We start from the raw sequence: 20279 nt of genomic DNA on the forward strand, positions 1-20279 counted from the left end.
CGAGCGTCCTTCGGGCGGCGGCGGTTTCAACCGTGACCGCAACGAGCGTCCCTCGGGCGGCTCCAGCTTCCGCCGCGACGACCGCCCCTCCGGCGGCCACCGTGGCAGCGACCGCCCGTTCAACCGTGACCGCCGCGACGACCGCCCCTCCGGCGGCGGCCCCTCCGGCGGCGCCCGCTCCGGTGGCCACGACCGCCCGGCGTTCAACCGCGACCGCTCCGGGACCGGCACCGGCTCCTTCGGCCGCCGCGACGACAAGCCGCGCTGGAAGCGCAACGGCTGATCTTTAGCCGCTTCCGCCTGACCGAAGGGCCCGCACGACGGTGACGTCGTGCGGGCCCTTCGGCGTGTCCGGGACTGTGCGGCGTCGCTTCCGCACCCGCCTCGTCCGCCGTCGTCCTCCGTACGCGACCGACAGCCTGTCAGCGGTGTTGCGGGGCGGCCTTCTGCCGAGACGGAGTCGCCCCCCCGCCCGCCGAGCGCGGGTAGGGGTGTTTTTGGCCAGACGTGGCGCATGTCGTGCCCCCGGTGAGGGAATCGCTGGGGGCATGACAAATGAATCGCGTGGAGCGCCCAACTCGCCGCCGGTTGCCGCCGGTTCGGACGAGGAACGTCTCGCTCAGCTCGGGTACACCCAGGTCCTCGCGCGGCGGATGTCCGCGTTCTCCAACTACGCGGTCTCGTTCACGATCATCTCGGTGCTGTCCGGCTGCCTCACCATGTATCTGTTCGGCATGAACACCGGCGGTCCCGCCCTCATCACCTGGGGGTGGGTCGGGGTCGGGCTCATGACGCTGTTCGTCGGCCTCGCGATGGCGGAGATCTGCTCCGCCTACCCGACCTCCGCCGGGCTCTACTTCTGGGCGCACCGCCTCGCGCCGACGCGTACGGCGGCGGCGTGGGCGTGGTTCACGGGCTGGTTCAACGTGCTCGGGCAGGTCGCCGTCACCGCCGGGATCGACTTCGGGGCCGCGTCGTTCCTGGGCGCGTATCTGAACCTCCAGTTCGACTTCCGCGTCACCGAGGAGCGCACGATCCTGCTCTTCGCCGCCATCCTCGTGCTGCACGGCCTGCTCAACACCTTCGGTGTGCGCATCGTGGGGCTGCTGAACAGCGTCAGTGTCTGGTGGCACGTCTTCGGGGTCGCCGTGATCGTCGGGGCGCTCGCCTTCTCGCCGGACTCGCACCAGTCGGCGTCCTTCGTCTTCACCGAGTTCGTCAACAACACGGGGTGGGGGAGCGGGCTGTACGTGGCCCTCATCGGCTTGCTGATGGCCCAGTACACCTTCACCGGGTACGACGCCTCCGCGCACATGACCGAGGAGACACACGACGCCTCCACGGCCGGCCCGCGCGGCATCGTCCGCTCCATCTGGACGTCATGGATAGCGGGCTTCGTCCTCCTCCTCGGCTTCACCTTCGCCATCCAGTCGTACGACGGGGCCCGTGAGTCGGCGACGGGAGCGCCGCCCGCCCAGATCCTGCTGGACGCGCTCGGGGCGACCACGGGCAAGCTGCTCCTGCTCGTCGTCATCGGCGCGCAGCTCTTCTGCGGCATGGCGTCGGTGACCGCCAACTCCCGCATGATCTACGCCTTCTCGCGGGACGGAGCGCTGCCGTTCTCGCACATCTGGCACTCGGTGAACCCGCGGACACGCACACCCGTCGCCGCGGTCTGGCTCGCGGCCCTGGGCGCGCTCGTCCTCGGGCTGCCCTACCTGATCAACGTCACGGCGTACGCGGCGGTGACGTCCATCGCCGTCATCGGGCTCTACATCGCCTACGTCATCCCGACCCTCCTGAGGCTGCGCAAGGGCGACGCATTCGAGCGCGGGCCCTGGCACTTGGGCCGCTGGTCACGCCCGGTCGGCATCGTCGCGGTGGCCTGGGTGGGCGTGATCACGGTGCTCTTCATGCTGCCGCAGGTCTCGCCGGTCACCTGGGAGACCTTCAACTACGCCCCGATCGCGGTCCTGGTCGTGCTGGGCTCCGCCGCCACCTGGTGGTTCGCGTCGGCCAGGCACTGGTTCCTGAACCCGGACCACGAGCGCACGGCGGCCCGCGAGGCGGCCCGCAGCGGGGCGCCGGAACCCGCCGATCCCTGACCGCGCGGCGGCCGCCCCCGGCCCGTCGCGCGACGCGCGACGGGCCAAGGATGCGATACCCGATCGGACGACTGGACCTCTGCGGCTATGCTCGGGGGGTGCATCCGCACGGACCGTTAGCTCAATTGGCAGAGCAGTGGACTTTTAATCCATTGGTTGTGGGTTCGAGTCCCACACGGTCTACCGGGAGCGGGAGAGGGAAAACCCCTCTGACCTGCAACGCAGCGCCTGAGTCGACTTCGGTCGGCTCGGGCGCTGCTTCGTTCTCGGGGCCTGCGTGTGGGATGCGTGCGCGGGCGGGGAGGCTGCGGCGCACGATGCCGGGGCGGTCCCACGTGCGGTGGGGCCAGGCGTTTGCCGGTCGTTCCAGGCCGGTTCGCTTTCACTCCCCCTGATGGCGTAGAGTTGCATTCAACGGCGCGGGGTGGAGCAGCTCGGTAGCTCGCTGGGCTCATAACCCAGAGGTCGCAGGTTCAAATCCTGTCCCCGCTACTAAAGACCGAAGGCCCGGATTCAGAAATGGATCCGGGCCTTCGGTGTTTCCGCCGTGATGCCGTGATGCCGTGATCCGGCGGTAACCCGCTCGGCCCACACCGGTCGCCCCGCGCCGCCCCTGCGGGAACCCTGAGTGAGTGGGGCAGCGAGGAGGAATCGGCGGGGGCGGCAGGCGTCCCGATGTCCGGCACGAGTGGGCGCTCGTGCGGACCCTCCCCCTGCTGCTCGTCGTCGCCGGGATCGTCTACGACATGTCGACCCCGCCCAGGTTCACCGCCGCGCCCCTGTTCACCGCGGCCCCGCTCATCGCCGCGCCCTTCTACTCGCTGCTCGGCACCACCCTCATCGGCGCCGCCTCCTGCACCGCCGTGCTCGCCCTGCACTTCAAGACCAGCACCACCACCGACGTCGATGCCATCACCGAACTCATCACGGTGGGGACCGTCGCCGTCCTCGCCTGCGTCATCAACCGCGTCGTACGCCGCAGCGACAAACAGCTCGCCTCCGCCCGCTCCATCGCCGAGGCCGCCCAGCGCGCCGTACTGCCGCAGCCGGCCCCCCGGATCGGCGGGCTCGACATCGCGGCGCGGTACGAGGCCGCGGAGGCCGACGCGTTCATCGGTGGCGATCTGTACGCCGTGCAGGACACCCCGCACGGCGTCCGCGTCATCGTCGGCGACGTACGCGGCAAGGGCATGGGCGCGGTGGCGGCCGTCGCCGTGGTGATCGGGGCGTTCCGGGAGGCCGCCGAGCAGGAGTCCACGCTGGAGGCCGTCGCGCAGCGCCTGGAGCGTGCCCTCGAGCGCGAGGGCACGCGGCGTGACGGGCTCGACGCCTTCGAGGGGTTCACCACCGCTGTCCTCGCGGAGATCTCGCACGGCGACGGCCTCGTACGCCTCATCAACCGCGGGCATCCGGGTCCGCTGCTCCTGCGCGGCGACGGACGGCTGTGCCTTCTGTCGGCCGCGGAGCCGGCGATGCCGCTGGGGATGGGCGACCTGGGCGCCTGGCCGGACCGTGCGGACGAGACGGAGTTCCCGCCGGGAGCGATGCTGCTGCTCTACACCGACGGGCTCTCCGAGGCGCGGGACGTCCGGGGGGAGTTCTACGACCCGGCGGCGCGGCTCGGCGGCCGGATCTTCCCGGGGCCGGGCGGCCCGGACGCGCTCTTGAGGACGCTCGTCGAGGAAGTGCGGCGGCACACCGGGGGCAGGGGCACCGACGACATGGCGTTGCTCGTGGTGCGGCGGCCCATGTCACCGGCCGTGACGGAAGGGCACCCCTCCGCATAACAACTGACGTACTGTCAAGGAGATGTGAAGCTCCGGTGTGTGAAGAAGTGGGGTCAACTCGCCCCGTTCCGGCCCCCGGTGTCCCGATAAGTGCGGGCCAAAGGCGTTAACGATCAGTCGGAACAGCTTGGAATACGGGCCCGCTGTCTATTAACGTTCGATAACGCAGCGCGGTCGTCCCAGCCGTCACTCGAGTCGGCTCCGCGCGCACGCGCCTAATCCCGAAAGGGAGCCGGGGAACCACTAATTGGGGTGAATCGGGCGTCTGTGCATCCGTGCCAGATGTTCGTAGGAGACCTTCCTGCTCCGAACCCGTCAGCTAACCCGGTAGGCGAGAAGGAAGGAAAGGAGTGCGCCCCAGTGGCGTCCAACCGCCCTGCCCCCCAAGGCGTGTACGTACCGAATGACGACGATTTCGGTGGGTACGACGACAAATCCTGGGAGGAATGGAATCCCACCGAGGAGTCCATCCGTCCCGTCCGCGGCAGGCACCGCGTCCACAAGCGGGGTGGCGGCGGGCTCGCCCGCAGCTCCACGGTTCTCGGCGTAGGCGTCATCGCCGCCGTCGGCGCGGGCGGCATCGCCACCGCGCAGGACGGCAAGCCCCCGGTCTCCATCGAGATGCCGGACCTCTCGGCCGTCACGGACTCGCTGCCGGAGGCCAAGTCGCTTCCGGGCGTGGGGTCCTTGATATCCGACGACTCGTCCGACTCGGGTTCCGCGGACAACGGCGTGACGACCGCCGCCGCGCCCCTCACCGCCGCGGGCCTCAGCACCGCCGACGCCGAGCAGGGCAGCACGGACGCGGGTGAGGCGCTGCGGGCCCGCATCATGGAGCAGGCGGAGAACCAGCAGGACCAGGCGGACGACGCGGTCCAGAAGGCCGCCGAGGAAGCCGCCGTCAAGCAGGCCGCCGAACAGGCCGCCGCCGAGCAGTCCGCGGCAGAGAAGAAGATCGCCGCCGACAAGGCCGCCGCGAAGAAGAAGGCCGAGGCCGCGGCCAAGAAGAAGGCCGAGGCGGAGCGCCTGGCCAAGCTCGCCAAGAGCTACACCCTCCCCGTCGCCTCGTACACGCTCACCGGCACCTTCGGGCAGCCCGGCTCCATGTGGTCCTCCGGCTACCACACCGGCCTGGACTTCGCGGCTCCGACGGGCACGCCCATCAAGGCCGTCCACTCCGGCACCATCAAGGAGGCCGGCTGGGCGGGGGCGTACGGCTACCGCACGGTCCTCGAACTCGACGACGGCACCGAGGTCTGGTTCTGCCACCAGTCCTCGATGAACGTCAGCGCCGGCCAGAAGGTCACCACCGGCGAGACCATCGGCCGCGTCGGGGCCACCGGCAACGTCACCGGCGCCCACCTCCACATGGAGGTCCACCCGGGCGGCGACTCCACCGGGGTCGACCCGGCGGCGTGGCTGCGCGGCAAGGGCCAGTCGATCTGAGGTAACCCCAGAACCCCGGTGGTCCTGGCGACAACCCCCCGACGCCAGGGCTGCCGGTTCGGCGTGCTCGCTTCCCGGGCGGGACCCCGGCATCCCGGTCGCCCCCGGCCCCCGGCCTCGGGCACCCCGGCGTCCCAGGAGATGGAATCGGCATCCCGTTCTGCGGAATGCCGCGGTCCATATGACCGTTGATCCCCTTATGACTTCTCTCCGCAAGCTTGGCTCTTCCGACCTCGAGGTCTTCCCGCTCGCCCTGGGCGGCAACGTCTTCGGCTGGACCGCCGACGAGGCGCAGTCCTTCGCCGTGCTCGACGCCTACACCGCCGCGGGCGGCAACTTCATCGACACCGCGGATGTCTACTCGGCCTGGGCGCCCGGCAACAAGGGCGGTGAGTCCGAGACCGTCATCGGCAACTGGCTCGCCTCGCGCGGCAGGCGTTCCGACGTCGTGCTCGCCACCAAGGTCGGCGGCCACCCCGACCACAAGGGTCTGTCCGCCGACACCATCAAGGCCGGCGCCGAGGAGTCGCTGCGCCGTCTGCGCACCGACTACATCGACCTCTACTACACGCACTACGACGACCCGACCGTCCCGGTCGAGGAGATCATCGGCGCGCTCGACGACCTGGTGACGTCCGGCAAGGTGCGTGCCGTCGCCGCCTCCAACGTGACCTCCGATCGGCTCCAGGAGTTCCTCGACTTCTCCGACCGCGAGGGCCTCGCGCGCTACTCGGTACTGCAGCCGCACTACAACCTCGTCTCGCGCGACACGTACGAGGGGACGCTGGAGCAGGTCGCCTCGCGTTCCGGCCTGGCCGCCGTCCCGTACTACGCGCTCGCCTCCGGCTTCCTGACCGGCAAGTACCGCCCCGGTGCGCGGGTCGACAGCGCGCGGGCCGAGGGCGCGGGCAAGCACCTGGCCACCGACCGCGGCCTGCGGGTGCTCACCGCCCTGGACGAGGTCGCCCAGGCGCGCGGCGCCGAGCTCGCGACCGTGGCGCTGGCGTGGCTCGCGGCGCAGCCGACGGTGGCGGCGCCGATCGCGTCGGCCCGTACGGTCGAGCAGCTGCCCGCGCTGGTCGCGGTGGGGGAGCTCGAACTGACGGCGGCCGAGGTGTCGACGCTGACGGCGGCTTCGGCGTAGGGCCCTAGCCCCGGTAGGGGTTGTACGCGGGGTAGGGCATCGCGGGCTGGGCGTACGGATATCCGTAGGGGGGCTGCTGCGGGTAGGGCTGCTGCGGGTAGGGCTGCTGTTGCGCGTACGGCTGCTGCCCGTACGGCTGTTGGTACGGCTGCCGGTACCCGTACGGCGGCGGCATCGGTACGAGCACCGGTGCCGTCGCGCGTGCCGCGTAGGCGAGGGCGGGCCGAGCGGCCTCGCGACGCTCCCACAGCGCGTGCAGCAACTCCCGCTCGCGTGCGACGAAGTCGGCGCCCGCCTTGCCCCTGCGTCCTCGGTGGCGCAGGAGCGCGAGAGACGTCGCGTACGTCTCGTACTGCGCGACCGCGCGCGCCGCGGCCTTGCCCTGGGTGTACGAGGCGTAGTCGCGGGCGAGCGTGCGGGCGCGCATCGTGCCGAGCGCGTACGGCTCGGGTGCGGTGAGCCAGCCCGCGATCGCGTACGCGGGCAGTTCCGCTCGCACGATGCGCAGGCCGCGCTGCCTGGTCCAGATGACGAGCCAGGTGAGCAGGCCGAACGCGGGCAGCATGAAGGTCGCGTACACGGCGAAGAAGCCGTAATCGCCGAAGCTGGCCGAGCCGTTCCACAGGGCGTGCAGGCCCATGGCGAGGAGCAGTCCGGCGAGCGGGAGCAGGACGCGCCGCCAGTTCCGCCGGTCGGCGCTGAGTGCGGCGATGCCGAAGCCGATGCCGGTGAGCACGGTGAACAGCGGGTGCGCGAAGGGCGACATCACGACGCGCACGAAGAAGGTCGCCGCCGTCACGGACGCGAGCCCGCTCTCGCCGTTGAGCTGGTCGGTGCCGAAGGCGCTGCCGAGGTAGAGGATGTTCTCGGTGAACGCGAAGCCGGTGGCGGTCACCCCGGCGATCACGACGCCGTCGACGATGCCGGTGAACTCGCGTCTGCGGAAGAGGAAGACGAGCAGTACGGCCACGGCTTTCGCGCTCTCCTCGACGATCGGCGCTATGACCGTCGCGCCGAGGGTGTCCGCGCTGGTGGGGTCCGCCGTGGCGGTGGCTATCCAGCGGGTCGCGAAGCTGTTGGCGACGATGGCTATGAGGGCGGCGGCGCAGGCGCCCCAGGCGAACGAGAAGATCAGGTTGCGCCAAGGGCCCGGCTGGACCCGCTGCAGCCAGCGGAAGGCGGCCACCAGGAGCGGCACCGGCAGCGTCGCGAGACCGAGCCCGACCAGGAAGCCCTGGGTGCCGGTCTGTTCCCTGACCAGGGCGAGGATCACCAGGCCGGACAGGGCGAGCAGCGTGACGAGGGCGGCCGCGCGTATCGCCCGCCGCTGCCACCAGCGTGCGTGCCGCAGCCCGGCGGGCCCTGCGGGGGGCATGGGGTGAGGGTGCGGAGAACGGGTGGCCACCCGTTGACCCTAACGAGGGACGGGGGTGGACCGCGACGGTGTCTCAGGCCGCGTGGCCGGTATCTCGATCCCCCTGGCCGGTGTTGCGGCCTTGCGGGCCGGTGTCGCGGCCTTGCGGGCCGGATGTCCGGCGGAACAGCAGGTCGTGGACGACATGCCCCTTGTCCAGGCCCTGGCCCTCGAACCGGGTGAGGGGACGGAAGGCGGGACGGGGCGCGTACCCGCCGTCGGCCCGGGTGTTCTCGAACGCCGGGTGCGCGGTGAGCACGTCCAGCATCTGCTCTGCGTACGGCTCCCAGTCGGTCGCGCAGTGCAGCACGGCGCCGGGCTTGAGGCGCGGTGCGGCGAGGTCGAGGAAGTCGGGCTGGATGATGCGGCGCTTGTGGTGGCGGGCCTTGGGCCAGGGGTCAGGGAAGTAGACGCGGAGGCCGTCGAGGGAGGCGGGCGGGAGCATTTCGCGGAGCAGGATGACGGCGTCGCCGTTCGCGACGCGGACGTTGGTGAGGCCGTTCCGCTCGGCGAGGCCGAGGAGATTTCCCTGGCCGGGGGTGTGTACGTCCACGGCGAGGATGCCGGTGTCCGGGTCGTCGGCGGCCATCTGGGCGGTGGCCTCGCCCATGCCGAACCCGATCTCGAGTACGACGGCGCGTTCGGCGCCGAAGAGCTCGGCGAGGTCGAGGGTGCGCTGCCCGTCGATGTCCAGGCCCCACTTGGGCCACAGCCGCTGGAGCGCGTCCGCCTGGCCGGCGGTGACGCGGCTCCTGCGGGGCTGGAAGCTGCGGATGCGGCGCTCGAAGTGTGAGCCCGCGGGGTCGGGCGCGGGCCCCTGCGGGAACCGGGGCTCGCCCTTCGGGCGCGGGGGGCGGGGGGCGCTGGGGGTGGTGGGTGACTCAGACACAGTGGGGCGATTTTATCTTTCCCCAACCCCGCCCCTTCCCGAAAACTCGCTCTGGCGCGAGGGCCTCGGTTGCCGTCATCACCGGCTTCGCCGAGTTCGTCCTCAAACGCCGGACGGGCTGAGATTCTCCGCCGGGCCGGGGAAGTCTTTTAGCCCCTGGGGGTCCCCCCGGACGGAGTCTGGGGGAGTTTGAGGACCGGGGTCTGGGGCGGAGCCCCTGCGCGGCGGAGCCGCCAATAGATACAGCCGGGAAGGGGTGCCCGCGCGCGAAGCGCGCTAATGGATGCAGCGGGGAGAGCCCCGCAGGGATCGCCCTACAGCAACCCCAGCACCCGCCGAGCCACCGCCCGCCCGATAGGCAGCGAAGCCGTCGCCGCAGGCGAGGGCGCGTTCAGCACATGCACAGCCCGCGCCCCCTCCCGTATCAGGAAGTCATCCACCAGCGTCCCGTCACGCAAGACGGCCTGCGCCCGCACCCCCGCCGCTGCCGGCACAAGATCGTCCGAGGTCACCGCGGGCAGCAGTCTCCGCACGGCCGAGGTGAACGCCTCCTTGGAGAGGGAGCGCCGCAGCTCCCCCGCCCCATACCGCCAGTGCCGCCCGGCGAGGCGCCAGGACCCCGGCCAGCTCAGCGTCCCCGCCAGCTCCCGTGGCCGCACCACACCCCATCCGTACCCCTCACGGGCCAGCGCCGGCACCGCGTTGGGTCCCACGTGGACCCCGCCCCCGATGCCCCGTGTCAGATGCACCCCCAGGAAGGGGAAGGCCGGGTCCGGCACCGGATACACCAGGCCACGCACCAGCTCGGGGCGCGCCAGGTCGAAGTACTCCCCGCGGAAGGGGACGATCCGCATCCCGGGGTCGTCACCGGCCAGCATCGCCACCCGGTCGCACTGCAACCCCGCGCAGTTGACCAGGATCTTTCCCCGCACCACCGAGCCGTCGGCCGTACGGACAGCCACCCCGAGCGCCGCACGCCGGTCGATGCGGACGACCTCCGCCCCGTACCGGACATCCGCCCCGGAGGCGTCCGCGAGGTGCTCCGCCACCGAGCCGTAGTCACAGATCCCCGTCGTGCCGACCTGGATCGCGGCGAGCCCCCGCACCTCCGGTTCGTACTCCGCGATCTGGGCGGGGCCCAGCTCCCGCACCGGAATGCCGTTCTCCCGGCCGCGCTGGACCAGTGCGTGCAGGCGGGGCAGCTCGGACCGCTCCGTGGCGACGATCAGCTTGCCGGTGACCTCGTGCGCGATGCCGTACTCCGCGCAGAACTTGACCATCTCGGCGGCGCCCCGCGCCGCGTACCGAGCCTTCAGGGAGCCGGGGCGGTAATAGATCCCGCTGTGGATCACCCCGCTGTTGCGTCCCGTCTGGTGCCGCGCGGGGCCGGCCTCCTTCTCCAGGACGGTGACCCGCGTGCCCGGCGCGGCGCGCGTGATGGCATACGCCGTCGACAGACCGACGATCCCGCCGCCGATCACCAGCACATCGCAGTCGTACGCCCCGGCCCGGACCATCCCGCATCACCTCCCACACCGATAGTGCACTGCGCCACTGACAACGCCCCCAAACCCGGCGAGGGCCGCAGGGTTACAGGGTGCGTAATTGCTGTTGCCGTTCCGGCGGCGCCCGGCTTGCGACGGTGCATGGGAGGACGGACTACGCGGGGGCCACGAGCAGCGGCCTGGCCCGCTCACGCAGCTCCACCACCCGCGGCTCGTCCCCGTACGGCTCCAGGCGGTGCAGCAGGTCCTTCACGTACTCCGTGGTCCGCGCGGACGAGATGCGTCCGGCGACCTCCAGAGCGCGTGTGCCCTGCTCGCAGGCGGCGTCGAGGTTCCCCGACTCCAGCTCGGCGACCGCCGACACCACGAGCCGCAGGCCGTGCGAGCGCACGAACTCCTCCGTCGGCCGCTTGAGCGCCTGCTCCGTGAAGCGCCGCACCTGACGGGGCGCCTTCAGGTCGCGATAGCACTCGGCGGCGTCCGCCGCGAAACGGTCGTAACCGTAGAAACCGAGCCATGACGGGTCGTTGTCTCCGTCCCGGGCCCGCTCCAGCCATCCCTCGGCCGCCCGGAGGGCCGCCCCCGCCGCCTGCGCGTCGTTGGCGCGCGCGTGTGCGCGTGCCTCGACGAGACGGAAGAAGCTCATCGTGCGTGCGGTGGCCAGACCGCGGTTGCGCTCCAGGGCCGCCTGCGCGAGGTCGACGCCCTCGTCGCCGAAGCCGCGGTAGGTCGCCTGGAGGGACATGGAGGCCAGGACGTACCCCCCTAAGGGGACGTCGGCCGCCGCGCGGGCCAGGCGCAGGGCCTGGATGTAGTAGCGCTGGGCGGCCTCCTGCTGGCCGGTGTCGAAGGCCATCCACCCGGCGAGGCGTGTCAGCTCGGCCGACGCGCCGAAGAGCGAGCGGCCCACCTCGTCCGAGTACGAGCCGAGCAGCAGGGGCGCCGCCTCGACCCGCAGGCACTCCGGGACCATCGACGAACGCCAGTCCCCGCCCCCGTACTTGGAGTCCCAGCGGCGGGCGTCCTCGGCGGCCTCCCGCAGCTTCACCACGTCGCTGTGGCCGACCTTCATCGGCTGCCCGCTGTTCGTACCGTCGGTGCCGTCGGCGGGATGGCCCGTCTCGCGGGGCTCGTCCAGGGCGACGTCGCGGGCGACCGAGCTGTCGGCCGGGGTTATCAGCCAGCGTGAGGCCGGCGTGGCGTACGCGCTCACCGCGAAGGAGCCGGCGAGCGACTGCCAGATGCCGCCGCTGCCCGCGCGCCTGCCCGCCAGGTCGAGGCGGTAGAGCTCGGTCGCCGACTTCACCGCGGCGCCCACGTCGCGCGGGAAGGCCAGGCCCACCTCAGGCGCGGGATCGGCGTCCGCGAGCCCGATCTCGTGCAGCGGGACGGGGCGGCCGAGCTTCTGTCCGATGGCCGCGGCGATGAGGTGCGGGGCGGCGCCCTGCGGCACCATGCCCTTGGACACCCACCGGGCCACCGACGTCTTGTCGTATCGAAGCGTCAACCCGCGTTGGCCGCCGAGGTCGTTGACCCTGCGCGCGAGTCCCGCATTGCTGATTCCCGCGAGGGCGAGAACGGTGCCGAGTTTTTCGTTCGGCCCGCGTTGCTCCCTGGACATGCGCCACCCCTCGACACAGACGGCTGCCGTGCGGTGGCTTGACCGCGCGGCATTCGTGCTGCGTTCCCCCAGGGGCAGCGGCGTCCGCGACTGCGACCGCCGTGGCCCGGAACCTCGGCCGCAAGAGCATTTGGCCGAGCCCCCAGGTATATGCCTCCGCGAAAACATCAGCACACACAGCGTAGTTCGCCGAATCCCAAGCGTTAAGAGGCGCAGTTCCGTATGGCGAGATTGTTGCCGGTAGGGAAGCGGTGGAGTGCCGGGGTGTGCTCCGGGTGTGTGGCCGTGCGCCTGCGTGTGCGCTCTTCACCGGCCATAAGGGGAGCGCTTCCATGGACGGTGCGTGGGTCGGCCCGCTGCGCTGGAGTCAGTGGGCTGGGGGACACCGCCGCCTCCATCCCCGCGGGCGGCGGACCGGTCCGGGGGGCGAACGCCGCCTCCCGGACTGTGTGTTGCCGTTCACGGTGCCGCCGCGTGAACGCCAACCGCCGATTTGGCTGAAAATCGCCTCTTCGGACGCCGGGGTCGTGCGCCCCGGCGCAAGGAATGCGCCGTGGTCGCGCCTTTCAAGTACCGCTCTCTCGCGGCAGGTCGACGGGAGCGTCGGCACCCCCGTAGCCACTCCCGCGCGCCTCCTTCGTGGCAGCATGGGACCCCAGTTCTCGATGCACTGGTTGTCCACAGCCTGTGGAGGCAACGATGCGGTGGTTGGTGGGGTGGAGCAGCACTGCCGTGAAGCCTGCGGTGGTGGGCTCGGCCGGGGCCACCGGTGAGAACGGCGAGACCGTTCATCCCGTGGGCTCCCAACTCCTCTGGGGTGACCCGGATCCGCTGTGGGCGGTGGGTGACTGGCGCCCGGACGAGGTGCGCACGGTGCAGGCCGACGAGCAGACGCGCATCGCGGTGCTCGGGACCTGCGGGGCGAGCGACGAGCAGCTCAGGGTCGGCCTGTTCGCCGCCCGCGGCGGCGCCCTGCGGCACCTGACCGCGTGGTCGGGGAGCTACACCGCGGTCGTCCAGGTCGGGCGGCGCGTCATGGTCGCCGGTGACCTCGCGGGCGCGCGCCCCGTCTTCTACACCCCCTGGGCCGAGGGCACGGCCTTCGCGACGGCCGCGCTGCCGCTCGCCGACCTCATCGAGGCCCACCTGGACATCGGCCACCTCGCGGCGCTCCTGGCGGCGCCCGACGTGCCGGAGGCGCTGCACGACTCGACGCCCTACCAGGGCGTGCGCCGTGTGCCACCGGGGCATGCGCTGATCCTGCGCGCGGGCAGCCGGGAGATCGCCGGGTACGAACACGTGGCGTCCCTCGCGGTCGCCGCGCCCGCCACCGACGCGACCAGCGCCGTGGACGGCGTCCGTGACGCCCTCGTGGAGGCGGTACGCACCCGCCTCAGCGCCCCCCGGCACGTCCCCGGAGCGGACGTCGACCCGGGACCCGTGCCCGGCATGGGCCCCGCCGAGCGGCGCGCGGCGCGCGGGATGCCGGTGCCCGGCATCGGCGCCGACCTCTCCGGAGGGCCCGCGTCCGGCACGCTCGCCCTGCTCGCCGCCGGCCTCCCCGGGATGCCCGGCACCGTCCTCGGACACGGCACGGGCGCGGGGGAGCGGCTCCTTGCCGTCACCTTCAACGACCTCGCGATCAACGGCCGCGAGGCCGAGCTGGAGCGGGCCGGCGCCATCGCGGCCAACCCCCGCCTGCACCACGTGGTGGTCGCCGCGGGCGAAGAGGCCCTTCCGTACGCGGACTTGGACGGCCCTCTGACGGACGAGCCGAGCGCCACCCTCGTCACGGCGCAGCGCCACCGCGCGCGGCTCTCCTCGGGCAGCGCGGACCACTTCACGGGGTACGGCGCACGGCAGGTCCTCGACGCGCATCCGGCCCGCCTCGCCGACCTCCTGATGGACCGCAGGCGGCGCCACCTGCTGCGCCCCGTCGCGGCGTTGGCGAAGGCGGACGGCACCCCGGGCTCCGTCATGGTCCCCGCGCGCGTGTACGGCGCCGCGCGCAAGCTCGCCCGGATGTCCTATCGCGCGGGCGTCGATTCACTCGCCGAGCGTCTCCTTCAGCGCCGCTTCGACGATCCGGGCGGGGCGGTGGGGGCGTCCCTCGCCGCTCTCGCGTGGGCGAGGCCGGGGCCCGCCGCGCGGTGGCTGACGGGCGAGGCCCTCGCTGAAGTATCGGTTCGCCTCCAGGACACGACCGGGCGTCCCGGCGCCGGTCCCGGCCAGCGCCCCGGGGAATTCCGCGCCCGCGCGGCCCTCGCCCGGCACGCGGCCGACCTGCGCGTCCTCGAACAGGCCGCCGAGGTCCGCTTCCAGCGCCTGCACGCGCCCTTCCTGGACAACCAGGTGGTCCGGGCCTGCCGCGCGCTCCCCGTGGCCCTGCGTGTCCAGCCGGGGGCGCGTGCGGCGATCCTGCGCACGGTCCTCGAAGGCGCCGGGGTGGCCGAACTGCCGCCCGGCTGGGGCGCTCCGTCCCACGCGTCGTCCACGGCGGCGGCGCGGACGGGCCTGCGGGTGGCGGTGGACGACCTCCTCGCCCTCTTCGACACGCCCCTGCTCGCACAGGCGGGCCTGGTGGAGGCCCGCGTGGTGCGCAAGGCGCTGCGTGCGGCGGCCGAGGGCGAGCCGTTGCCCCTGGACGGCTTGGCGGACCTGGTCTCCACGGAGCTGTGGCTGCGCCGCCTGCTGTCCCGCAGGGGCACGTGCTGGACGGGCACACCCGCGCGGCAGAGGGCCGTCCCCACGGGGAGCGTCGTGCCGCAGAGGGGCGCCTTGGGGGCGGGGCGGTAGCCGCGGTACCTGGACCCGGCCGTCGCGGTACCCGCACCTGGCCGTCGCGGTATCCGTACCCGGCCGTCGCGGTATCCGTACCCGGCCGGGCGCGGCGGCCGGGCCCGGTTCGCCAAGGGGAAGGAAATCCTCGCGCCTCAACCCGCCCGACCGGCGAGAATGACTCCGTGCGGTACAGAATCCTGGGCGCCACCGAGGCGTACGACGAACAAGGAGCGGCCCTGCCCGTCGGGGGCCGGAGGCTTCGCGCGCTCCTCGTCGCCCTCGCGCTCCGCACCAACCGCACCGTCCCCGTGGACGCCCTCATCGCCGAGGTATGGGCCGAGGACGAGCCCCCGACCGACGCTCCCGCCGCCCTCCAGGCCCTCATCGGCCGCCTCCGACGCGCGCTCGGCAAGGCCGCCATCGCCTCGGATCCCGGCGGCTACCGCCTCACCGCACCCCCCGAAGACGTCGACCTGCACCGCTTCGAGCGCCTCGTGCGCGAGGGTAGGGCGGCCCTCGGCCTGCACGACCCGGCGTCAGCCGCCCGCATCCTCGAAGAGGCGCTCACCCTGTGGCGCGGCCCCGCCCTCGCCGACCTGCCCGACCGCGGCGCGGCCACCCGCCCCGAAGCGCTGCTCGCCGAGGCGACCCGCGCGCGCGTCGAGGCGCGGCTGCTCCTGGGCCACGCCTCCGACGTCGTACCGGAGCTGAAGGAGCTCACCACCGCCCAGCCGTACGACGAGGCGCTGCACGCCCTCTTGATCCGCGCCCTGCGCGCGGCGGGCCGGGGTGCCGACGCCCTCGCCGCGTACGAGAACGCCCGCCGCACGCTCGCCGACGCCCTCGGCACCGACCCCGGGCCGGAACTGCGGGCCCTGTACGCGCAGTTGCTGGACCCGGAGGGGAGCGTGGCACCACCTCCCACCGTCAACGGAACGGAACGCTTGGAGCGGCGCGAGCACGCGGAGCGCTCGGGGCGTGCGGAGCACCTCGGGCATGCGGGCCATCCCGAGTACGTGGACCACCCCGGGCATGCGGGCCACCCCGGGCACCCGGATCACCCCGAGTACGCGGAACACCCGGATCACCCTCCGCGTCGCGCGCGTCCGGCGCGCAAAGGCAACCTCCGCCCCCGCCTGACCTCGTTCGTCGGCCGGGAACCCGAACTCGCCGCCATCCGTTCCGACATACGACGAGCCCGCCTGGTCACCCTCACCGGCCCCGGCGGCTCCGGCAAGACCCGCCTCGCCGAGGAAGCCGCCGCCGGGCATCCGCAGGCATGGCTGGCCGAGCTCGCCCCGCTCGACCATCCGGAGGCGGTGCCCGGCGCTGTCGTCAGCGCGCTCGGTCTGCGCGAGACCGTGCTGATGACCAGCGAGCTCTCCGCGCTGCCGCAGGACGACCCGACCGCCCTGCTCATCGAGTACTGCGCCCCGCGCAGCCTGCTCCTGCTCCTCGACAACTGCGAGCACGTCATCGGCGCCGCCGCCGACCTCGCCCAGACCCTCCTCACGCACTGCCCCGATCTCACCGTCGTCGCCACCAGCCGCGAACCTCTGGGCGTGCCGGGCGAGTTCGTCCGCCCGGTCGAACCGCTCCCGCCTGACCCGGCGCACCGCCTCTTCACCGAGCGCGCCATGGCCGTGCGCCCGGACTTCGCCCCGGAGAAGGAGACCGAGGCCGTCGCCGAGATCTGCCGCCGCCTCGACGGCCTGCCCCTCGCCATCGAGCTGGCCGCGGCCCGCCTGCGCCTGCTCACGCCCCGGCAGATCGCCGACCGCCTCGACGACCGCTTCCGCCTCCTCACCAGCGGCAGCCGTACGGTCCTGCCGCGCCAGCAGACCCTTCGGGCCGTCGTCGACTGGTCCTGGGAGCTCCTCGAGGAGTCCGAGCGGACGGTCCTGCGCGAGGTGTCCGTCTTCGCGGGCGGCTGGGACCTCCCGGCGGCCGAGGCGGTCTGCACCGGACCCGCCGCCGACCTCATCGGCGCCCTGGTGGACAAGTCCCTGCTCATCGCCGAGCCCACGGCCAAGGGCGACATGCGGTATCGCATGCTGGAGACCATCCACGAGTACGCGACCGAGCGGGCCGCCGAGCGGCCCGAGCTCCGCACGGCCGCGGCCCACCGCCACACCGCGTACTTCCGCGCACTGGTCGAACAGGCCGAGCCCCTGCTCCGCTCGGCCGAGCAGCTCCCCTGGATCCAGCGCCTGGAGACGGAGCTGGACAACATCCGCGCGGCCCTGCAGCGCACCATCGAGTCGCGCGCGCAGCGCGAGGAGGACGACGCCCTGGCGATCGTCCTGGGCATCGGCTGGTTCTGGTGGCTGCGGAACTACCGCAGGGAGGCCATGGAGTGGGTGACCCGCCTCCTTCGCCTCGCACCGCCGCTGCCGTCCACGAGGCCGGACGGAGGTGCGGATGGAGGTGCGGACGGAGGTGCGGACGGCACACAGGAGGAGTCTCGCCACTGGTCCTGGATGAGCCTGCACCTGCTGCGCATCTTCCTGGAGGTGGACGCCAGTCCGTCGGACGCGCTGGCCGAGGAGGGCTACCGCGCGTACGTCGCTCAGGTGCGGGACGCCTTCGCGCGGTCGGTGCCCGCGGCGGCCCGCTTCCCCGGCCTCATCTGGCCGTTCACCACCTTCTTTCTCGACGGCTCCGATGCCGCGCGACCCGCCATGGACGCGGTGGTCGCCAACTGCCGCAGACACGGCGGCGACTGGGAGGTCGGGGTCAGCCTGATGTTCCGTACGCACCTGGCCGTCGACGCCCCGGGCCATCTCTTCGGGGTCGACGAGGACCTCGCCGAGCTGCGCGAGCTGGCCGGGCGTACGGGCGACCGCTGGATGCGCGCCCAGGTGTCCAGCGCGGCGGGCGAGGCAGCGATGGTGCGCAGCCTGCATGACGAGGCACGCGTCGAGTACGAAGAAGGGCTGCGGCTCGCCTATGAGGTGGGCGCCTACGCCGAGACGCCCTTCCTGCTCGTCCGGCTCGCCGAGATCGCGTACCGCGAGGGTGACCGGGCGGTGGCGGTGAAGATCCTGCACGAGGCGGGGATCGAGGCCGACCGCTATGGCGTGGCGGACTCCCGCGCCTTCATGCGGCTGCTGCAGTCGCTGATGGCACTGGACGACGGCGATGTCTCCCAGGCCCGAGCCCTGTACGAGGCGTCTCGCGAGGAGGCGTTGCGGGGCACGCCGCCTCCGCAGTTCAACGCCGCCCTCAAGGGCGTGGAATCCAGGATCGTGGCCGCCGAGTCCGGGCCGGAGGAGGCGCTGCCGCTGCTCGCGGACGGTGTGCGCGGGGCACTCGACGACCGGTGCGCGGAGGTGATCGTCGCCGGCCTGGTGGACGGCGGGGCCACCCTGGTCGGCCGGCTCGGCGATCATCCGCGCGCGGCCCGCCTGCTCGCCTTCGGCACCCGGCTGCGCAACGGCCACCCCCGCCCGATGCCGGAACGGGCCGAGGCCGAGGAGACCGGGGCGGCGGCCCTGGCGGCGCTCGGCCCCGAGCGGTACGAGGCCGAGACCGCCGCGGGCACGCGACTCACCGCGGACCAGGTCCTCGCGGAACTGACCCGCACGGAACCGAGCTGAGCCGCATTGCCCCGAACTGCCCCGCATGGAACCGAGCTGAGCCGGCCGCAGCCTACGTACAGCGGAAGCGTGACTGCGCCCAGTCCGCGAGCGCTCCCGAGTCGAACGGCGAGTGCGGCACGACGGCCAGGCGGATCGTTCTGCGGCCGGTCAGGTTCACCTGCACCGGCACCGCCGGGTCCCCGCCCTTGATCAGCGGTGACTGCCACAGCCGTGCGCCGTCGCCGAAGACCGAGAACCGCACTTTGCCCAGGCCCATCGTCATGTCGTCGACACCGACGACCGCCTCGTACGAGGAGCATGCGCGGTTCAGGTCGATGGTGACGGAGGACTGGCCGTGGACGGTCACGCCGTGGTCGTACCGCTTGTCGGCGATGGACAGGCCGGACCGCTGCCAGACCCAGCTGCTCTCGCCGAGCCGCATCTCGGGCTTGGTGCCGTCACCGACGACGCCGTACCGCAGCTCGCTCCACTGGTAGACCGCGGGCGCGGGCGGCGGAGGCGGAGGCGGCGGCTCGGGTTTCGGCTTCGACGGCGTGGGAGTCGGCTCCGGCTCCGGCTTCGGGGCCGGCGGCTTGGGCTTCGGAGTGGGCGTCGGGGTCGGCTTCGGCTCGGGAGCGGGCTTCGGCGGAGGCTTCGGCTTCGCCTCGGCGACCGGCTGCTCGGGCTTCGGCTTCGGTTTCGGGGGCGGTGGCTTGCTCGGCGCGACGGGTTCGACGGCCTGGGGCTTGTCGGCGCTCGGCAGGTCCTTGGGTTTGTCCCCGCCCGCGGTGAGAGCCAACGCCACCGCGGCGGCCGCGACGACCACACCCGCGGCGATACCGGCCTTCGCGGGCGCGCCGAGCCCCTCGGCCGCCGCGCCGCCGCCCGCCGCGCCACCTGCCGAGCCTCCGCTCGCCGCTGCCGCGCCCGCCGCACCGGCGCCCGCGGCACCCGCGGCGCCACCGCCCACGAGGGCGGCCACCTTCGCGTACCCGGCGGCGCCGAACCAGCCGATGACCGCGATCGGCACGACCCCGGGAATGCCGCTGGCGACTTCCTCGATCTGGCCCGCGGCCAGGCGGCACTTGGCGCACTCCTCCAAGTGCTTGCGCAACCCCCGCTCGGCCCGGGTGCGCAGGCTGCCGCGCGCGTAGGCGCCGAGCCGGTCGGCGTACCGGGCGCACTCCTCGTCGGCGGTGAGCGTGGTGCTCACATGGGCCTGGAGATACGCCTCCTTCAGGCCCTCGCGCGCCCGCTTGGCGAGCACCCGGGTGCCGTTGGCGTCGAGCCCGAAGAGCGTGGCGACGTCGCTCGGGGACTCGTCCTCGACCTCCGTGTGCCACAGCACGGCCTGCCAGCGTTCCGGAAGGCTCCGGAACGCCTGCATGGCCATGGACTGCTCGGCCTCGTGCATCGCGCGCACGTCCGCGCCCAGATCGAGAGTGTCGTCGTCGGAGACCTCGGAGCTGCGCGAGGCCTGCGCGGCGAACACCGCGAAGTCCTCGACCAGCTGCTCCCGCTTCGCGGACTTCGTCCACCCGGCGGCGACGCGGCGCACCGTGGTGAGCAGATAGGCGCGTACGGCGTGCTCGGGGCCGCTGCCGCCACGGACCGCCTGCAGCATCCGCGCGAAGACCTCGGCCGTGAGGTCGTCGGCGGTGTGGGCGTCACGGCAGCAGGTGCCGGCGTATCTGCGGACCGCCTCGGCGTGCCTTCGGTACAGCTCCTCGTACGCGGTGTCGTCGCCCGCCCGCATCCGGGTGATCAGGACGCTGTCGGCCGGCGGGCCTTCGCTCGGAAGTCCTTCCCGCTGCGACGGAACGCTCGGATCCGCGCCACCGGGGCCGCTACCGGCCGGGGGTCCGCCTTGGTTCGGCACCTGCCCGGGAGGCGGCCCAGCGGCCCCTCCGCCCCAGGCGGAGGACGACTGGTCACGCCCGTCACCACTCATCGCGGAAGCCCCCGCTTGCACACTCAGACCCGGCCATCCGGGAAAGAGTGCCATA

The 20279-nt window shown here is 72.8% G+C and carries 11 protein-coding genes, 2 tRNA genes, 1 pseudogene and 1 riboswitch; of the genes and pseudogenes, 9 read left to right on the forward strand and 5 right to left on the reverse strand.

What is annotated here, in order from left to right; all coding sequences use genetic code 11:
• From AB0I94_RS18200 to AB0I94_RS18230, 7 genes and pseudogenes are all read left to right on the forward strand, one after another.
• Positions 1–283, forward strand: a pseudogene (locus tag AB0I94_RS18200) (RNA helicase); the annotation flags it as partial.
• A 265-nt stretch (positions 284–548) separates the two neighbouring features.
• A complete protein-coding gene (locus tag AB0I94_RS18205) occupies positions 549–2105 on the forward strand; it encodes an amino acid permease (protein ID WP_363310557.1) in 1557 nt (518 codons plus the stop codon).
• A 110-nt stretch (positions 2106–2215) separates the two neighbouring features.
• Positions 2216–2288: transfer RNA gene (locus AB0I94_RS18210), tRNA-Lys, on the forward strand.
• 235 nt (positions 2289–2523) lie between these two features.
• Positions 2524–2597: transfer RNA gene (locus tag AB0I94_RS18215), tRNA-Met, on the forward strand.
• Positions 2598–2755: 158 nt separating this feature from the next.
• Entirely contained in the window at positions 2756–3892 is a 1137-nt protein-coding gene (locus AB0I94_RS18220; protein WP_363310586.1) for a PP2C family protein-serine/threonine phosphatase, read from the forward strand.
• Positions 3893–4094: 202 nt separating this feature from the next.
• Positions 4095–4241, forward strand: a riboswitch (cyclic di-AMP (ydaO/yuaA leader).
• An 11-nt stretch (positions 4242–4252) separates the two neighbouring features.
• Positions 4253–5338, forward strand: a complete 1086-nt coding sequence (locus AB0I94_RS18225) for a M23 family metallopeptidase (protein WP_363310558.1) — start codon at positions 4253–4255, stop codon at positions 5336–5338.
• Between the two features lie 199 nt (positions 5339–5537).
• Complete coding sequence (locus tag AB0I94_RS18230) at positions 5538–6482, forward strand: aldo/keto reductase (protein WP_363310559.1); 945 nt, start codon at positions 5538–5540, stop codon at positions 6480–6482.
• Positions 6483–6486: 4 nt separating this feature from the next.
• Here the strand turns inward: AB0I94_RS18230 and AB0I94_RS18235 are convergent, their stop codons facing one another.
• The 4 genes from AB0I94_RS18235 to AB0I94_RS18250 all read right to left on the reverse strand — a co-directional run bounded on the left by AB0I94_RS18235 (position 6487) and on the right by AB0I94_RS18250 (position 11911).
• Positions 6487–7887: a PrsW family intramembrane metalloprotease gene (locus AB0I94_RS18235; RefSeq protein ID WP_363310560.1), complete on the reverse strand. Its 1401-nt coding sequence runs from the start codon at positions 7885–7887 to the stop codon at positions 6487–6489.
• 43 nt (positions 7888–7930) lie between these two features.
• Positions 7931–8785 (reverse strand): tRNA (guanosine(46)-N7)-methyltransferase TrmB, encoded by an 855-nt coding sequence (gene trmB / locus AB0I94_RS18240; RefSeq protein WP_363310561.1) that lies wholly within the window; start codon positions 8783–8785, stop codon positions 7931–7933.
• A gap of 314 nt (positions 8786–9099) precedes the next feature.
• Positions 9100–10302, reverse strand: a complete 1203-nt coding sequence (lhgO, locus tag AB0I94_RS18245; RefSeq protein ID WP_363310563.1) for an L-2-hydroxyglutarate oxidase — start codon at positions 10300–10302, stop codon at positions 9100–9102.
• Between the two features lie 142 nt (positions 10303–10444).
• Complete coding sequence (locus AB0I94_RS18250; protein WP_363310564.1) at positions 10445–11911, reverse strand: MFS transporter; 1467 nt, start codon at positions 11909–11911, stop codon at positions 10445–10447.
• Positions 11912–12610: 699 nt separating this feature from the next.
• Here AB0I94_RS18250 and AB0I94_RS18255 point away from each other — a divergent pair.
• Both AB0I94_RS18255 and AB0I94_RS18260 read left to right on the forward strand, forming a co-directional pair.
• A complete protein-coding gene (locus AB0I94_RS18255) occupies positions 12611–14707 on the forward strand; it encodes an asparagine synthase-related protein (protein WP_363310565.1) in 2097 nt (698 codons plus the stop codon).
• A gap of 167 nt (positions 14708–14874) precedes the next feature.
• Entirely contained in the window at positions 14875–18291 is a 3417-nt protein-coding gene (locus tag AB0I94_RS18260) for a BTAD domain-containing putative transcriptional regulator (protein WP_363310566.1), read from the forward strand.
• A 52-nt stretch (positions 18292–18343) separates the two neighbouring features.
• Here the strand turns inward: AB0I94_RS18260 and AB0I94_RS18265 are convergent, their stop codons facing one another.
• Entirely contained in the window at positions 18344–20224 is a 1881-nt protein-coding gene (locus tag AB0I94_RS18265; RefSeq protein WP_363310567.1) for a sigma-70 family RNA polymerase sigma factor, read from the reverse strand.
• Positions 20225–20279: the final 55 nt, after the last annotated feature.

This window comes from Streptomyces sp. NPDC050147 (assembly GCF_040660195.1).
Classification (GTDB): Bacteria; Actinomycetota; Actinomycetes; order Streptomycetales; family Streptomycetaceae; genus Streptomyces.

Coding starts and splice junctions, on each gene's coding strand:
- AB0I94_RS18265 (WP_363310567.1), bottom strand. CDS start 20,224: ATGAGTGGTGACGGGCGTGACCAGTCGTCCTCCGCCTGGGGCGGAGGG.
- lhgO (WP_363310563.1), bottom strand. CDS start 10,302: ATGGTCCGGGCCGGGGCGTACGACTGCGATGTGCTGGTGATCGGCGGC.
- AB0I94_RS18255 (WP_363310565.1), top strand. CDS start 12,611: ATGCGGTGGTTGGTGGGGTGGAGCAGCACTGCCGTGAAGCCTGCGGTG.
- AB0I94_RS18230 (WP_363310559.1), top strand. CDS start 5,538: ATGACTTCTCTCCGCAAGCTTGGCTCTTCCGACCTCGAGGTCTTCCCG.
- AB0I94_RS18205 (WP_363310557.1), top strand. CDS start 549: ATGACAAATGAATCGCGTGGAGCGCCCAACTCGCCGCCGGTTGCCGCC.
- AB0I94_RS18250 (WP_363310564.1), bottom strand. CDS start 11,911: ATGTCCAGGGAGCAACGCGGGCCGAACGAAAAACTCGGCACCGTTCTC.